Raw genomic sequence first — 4,223 nt, 5'->3', positions numbered from 1 at the left:
CCTGGTAAAACGCGCGCCCCGCGGGTCGCGCCGCCGGAGCCGCTTGGCGGTGGCGTGTCGAGACCAACACATCGACTGTGTTGGTCTCGACACCGCTCGCTAGCGCTCGCCGGTCTGAACGTAGTGGCCGCGACCAGCGGGGCTGATCGCTCAGGTCAGGAGACGTTGAGCTTCATGATGCCCTTGCGCTCGTCCGAGGAGAGCACCTCGATCTTGACGCCGCTGCCGGCGGTCTTGGTCGAGTGCGCCGGGTTGGCCGGGTCGTAGTACGCCGTCTCGGAGCTGTCGTGGAAGGTGGAGACACCCTGACGAGCCGGCACGTCGAGGACCTTGTTCGGAGCACCGGCGACCTCGTTCTCGAGGTACAGCGCGTCGGTGCGGTCGACGTCGAACGTCGAGTCGTAGCCCTGCAACCGGTTACGCGACAGGGTGCCGTCGGACCACTTCTGGACACCGATGGAGGCGTCGACGATCAGCGCCTGGCCACCGCCGGGGTGCTGGGAGGTGTTGTTGTCACCGTAGGCGCCGTTCTTGTACCAGATCAGCAGGCCGTCCTGGTAGGCGTAGTGGTCGACCTTGTCCGGAGCCGTGACGCCGTAGCCGAAGTTGTACGGACCCTCGGCCAGCGTCTTGTCGTAGCCCTTGTACTGCCGGTTCTCGGCGATGTAGAAGCGCGGGTACGTCTCGGTGTAGGTGCCGTCGGTGATGCCCATGTACTGCTTGTTGGTCCAGCCGTCGAAGGACGAGAAGTCCGTCGTGTAGGCCGAGCCGACCGAGAGGTCGTCGATGGCGAAGCCGTAGTAGGCCACGCCGCCGTCGTTCGCGGTGCGGAAGCGGAGCTTCACGTTCTGTCCCGCGTACGCCGCCAGGTCAGCAGTCAGGTCGACGTACTCCTGCGGGTCACGGTCGGCGCAGTTGACCTCGCAGGTGCTGTCGGAGGTGCCGTGGATGCCGTTGTTGTACTCGGCCGCGGACAGGTTCGTCGCCAGCGGAACCGACCAGGTGGCGCCACCGTCGGTGGAGGCCTCCAGGAAGGTGAAGTCGTACTCCGCCTCGAGGTCGTACTTCACCTTGGCCGAGAGCGTGCCGCCCGCCGGGACCGCGATCTCCGGGCTCACCGCGGTGGCCGTACGGTCATCGCCCTTGCCGGAGTAGAGGAACGTCTTGCCAGAGGTGCCCGAGCCGACGTCATAGGTGGTCTCCCCGTTGGGGAGGTTGACCACGAGCGCCTGCGGGGACTTCGTCCCGGTGTCGTGGACGCTCGGGCCGAGGGTCACCTTCTTGGACGTACCCGCCTCGACGGTGTCGTAGTTGAGCCAGCCGAGGAAGAGCTTCTCGGGGGCGCCCATGTGGTTGGGGGTGGTGCCGATGGCGCCGTCACCGTGGCCCAGCCACGAACCCGAGCTCATCAGGGTCCAGAAGCCGGTGCCGTTCTCGCCGCCCGCGGTGTCGTAGAAGTCAGGCAGACCGAGGTCGTGGCCGAACTCGTGCGCGAAGACCCCCAGGCCGCCGTTCTCGGGCTCGGTGGTGTAGTCGCGGATCCAGATGTCGGTGTTGCCGATCTTGACGCCACCGGCATTCGGGTAGTCGGCCGGACCGTCGGAGCTGGAGGCGTTCGCGGCCCAGCGGTGGGACCAGATGGCCCACGGGTCGGCGCCGGCCTCCTCGCCCTCGCCGGCGTGGATCGCCTGGAAGTGGTCGATGTAGCCGTCGGCCTCGTTGAAGTTGCCGTCGCCATCGAGGTCGTAGCGGTCCCAGATGTCGTAGTCCTGGAGGTATGCCGTGATCTCGGCGTCGGTCTTCCCTGCCGCCTTCTGCGCGTCGTACCAGGCGTTGGCGCTGTCCTGGATGTAGTTCTTCATCGACGCGGCGGTCTCGTCGCCGGTCGCGTCCTGGTAGTAGGACGCCGCGTGCGGAAGGGTGACCCAGTCGCTCACGTCACCCTGGAGGTCGAAGCGGCCGCTCGACATCTCCTTGTAGACGTTGTGGAAAGACTCCGTGCCCTTGTCCTGGTTGAAGAACATGTTCATGAAGTGGTCGCGTGAGAAGTCCTCCTCCCAGTAGGTGGAGTTGTCGTCCTCAGCGGGCGGCGCGATCTCGTTGTGGAGCGGGCCCGAGGTGTTGTCGGGGAAGGCCGGGTTGCCGCCCTCGCCGAACTCGACCAGGAAGCTCAGCAGCTGGGACTTCTCGGTGGGCGCGTGCTCCACCCAGCGGGCGTACTTGCCCGAGCCCATCTTGACGACCTCGCTGCCGTTCTTCGTGACCGTCTTCTTCTCGCCCGTGGCGACGGCGGTGGCTGCGTTGGTCTTGAGCTCTCGGCGCTTGGTGTTGAGCGCGTCAGGCTTGTCGTCGATCTTCTGCTTCACAGCGGCAGCGGCGGGGGTCCCCGCGTCCTCGACGGCGCTTGCCGACGAGTGCGTCAGGGCCACCGGCGTCACGCCGGCGACCGCAACCGCAGCGAGAACGCTGGTAAGGCGTCTGTTCATCGTTCCTCCGGAGTCTGGTGACATCGCGCACATCCGCCTTCCCGAGAACCGACCGGCACGATGGGCCATCACGAGACAGATGGCTTCGGAGTACAACACCAAGCAACGCAGTTACCTGTAAAGGATTTGTCGCCTATTGGCCAGCGGGCGTGACAATTCGTGGCGGGATTACGACATCGACCCTGATCGACCGTCTTGACCTGCGATTTCGAGGTGTTGAATCGCACACCTGTCATTCGTTACGACAGGTATTGACAGCGTTCTCTGACACGCATTCAATGCCGAGATTGCATGCTTGTAATCGCCTGCGGTTCGGTCCGGGGACTTGCATTTAACCGACCGTATTTGTTCCGCTGTCGGGCGAGAAAGCCGGGATCGGGACAGATCCGGACGGTGTTGGGGGTGGGCCTCAGCGCGTAGATCGTCAGATCTCGCAACACCGTTCGCCCGTGCCCGGGCAGAACGAACATCGGAGCATCGTGCCCGTCAGCAGCACCAACTCGTGGTTCCGCAACATCGCTTCAACCCGCCGCAGCAAGGCCATCCTGATCGGCGGACTCGCCGCAGCTGTGGTCGCCGCAGGCGGCACAGCGTACGGGGTCAAGACCTCACAGACCGACGTCATCGTGTCGGTCGACGGCAAGGCCAAGGACGTCAGCGTCAACGCCGACACCGTCGGAGAGGTCCTCGAGGCCGAGGGCATCGAGATCGGCGATCGTGACGCGGTCGCCCCATCGGTCGACACCGAGGTCGAGGACGGCAGCGCGATCAGCGTGCGCTACGCCCGTCAGCTGAGCCTCGAGGTCGACGGCAAGGATCAGGACCACTGGGTCACCGCGACCACCGTCGGCGGCGCTCTCGCCGAGCTCGGTCGCGACTACGACCGTGCCGAGCTCTCCACCAGCCGCGGTGCCTACATCGGCCGCGACGGGATTTCGCTCGACGTCGTCACTCCGAAGGACGTCAAGGTCGAGCTGGCCGGCAAGAAGGCCAAGAAGGTCAGCGTGACCGCGCTGACCGTCGGCGACGCGCTCGAGGACCTCCAGGTCAAGGTGGAGCCCCGGGACAAGGTCTCCCCGGCCCCCGGCAAGGCTCTGAAGAGCGGCCAGAAGATCGTCTTCACCGACTTCTCCGCCAAGGACCAGAAGGTCGCTCGCGAGACCGTCGAGGCGCCGGTCGAGGAGCGCGAGGACTCCTCGATGTACGAGGGCGAGACCGAGGTCGTCGAGGAGGGCTCCGACGGGCTCCGCTCGGTGACCTACCGCGTCTTCCTCAAGAACGGCGAGACCGTCTCCCGCAAGGTCCTCACGCAGAACGTGATCGAGAAGCCCGAGCCGCGCATCGTCAAGGTCGGCACCAAGGAGAAGGAGGCCCCTGCGGCCAACTTCGCCGGTGGCAGCACCGTCTGGGACCAGCTCGCGCAGTGCGAGTCCGGCGGCAACTGGGCGATCAACACCGGTAACGGCTACTACGGCGGCCTGCAGTTCAACCTGCAGACCTGGCAGGCCTACGGCGGCTCCGGTCTCCCGAGCGAGAACAGCCGTGAGTCCCAGATCGCGGTCGCGACCAAGCTCCGCGACGCCAACGGTGGCTACGGCGCCTGGCCGCACTGCTCGCAGCAGCTCGGTCTGCCCCAGTAGTCGCGAGTCGGCGCATCTGCCCCAGAGATCGGGCTCGAGTCGGCGCGGCGGTACCCGCCAACAGGGGCCCACGCGCCCCCACCGCGGGGTGGGGGGG

The 4,223-nt window shown here is 66.2% G+C and carries 2 protein-coding genes; one reads left to right on the top strand and one right to left on the bottom strand.

Annotated features, from left to right (window positions below; all coding sequences use genetic code 11):
• Nucleotides 1–155 precede the first annotated feature (155 nt).
• A complete protein-coding gene (locus tag H5T77_RS25525; protein WP_292653417.1) occupies nt 156–2,486 on the bottom strand; it encodes a M6 family metalloprotease domain-containing protein in 2,331 nt (776 codons plus the stop codon).
• Between the two features lie 449 nt (nt 2,487–2,935).
• Here H5T77_RS25525 and H5T77_RS25520 point away from each other — a divergent pair, with 449 nt between their 5' ends.
• On the top strand, nt 2,936–4,126 hold the full coding sequence (locus H5T77_RS25520) for a resuscitation-promoting factor (protein ID WP_292653416.1): 1,191 nt from the start codon (nt 2,936–2,938) through the stop codon (nt 4,124–4,126).
• Nucleotides 4,127–4,223 lie beyond the last annotated feature (97 nt).

This window comes from Nocardioides sp. (assembly GCF_014360585.1).
GTDB lineage: Bacteria > Actinomycetota > Actinomycetes > Propionibacteriales > Nocardioidaceae > Nocardioides.
The sequence above is the reverse complement of the archived record's forward strand: the minus strand, read 5'-3'. Positions and strand labels throughout refer to the sequence as shown.

Coding starts and splice junctions, on each gene's coding strand:
- H5T77_RS25525 (WP_292653417.1), bottom strand. CDS start 2,486: ATGAACAGACGCCTTACCAGCGTTCTCGCTGCGGTTGCGGTCGCCGGC.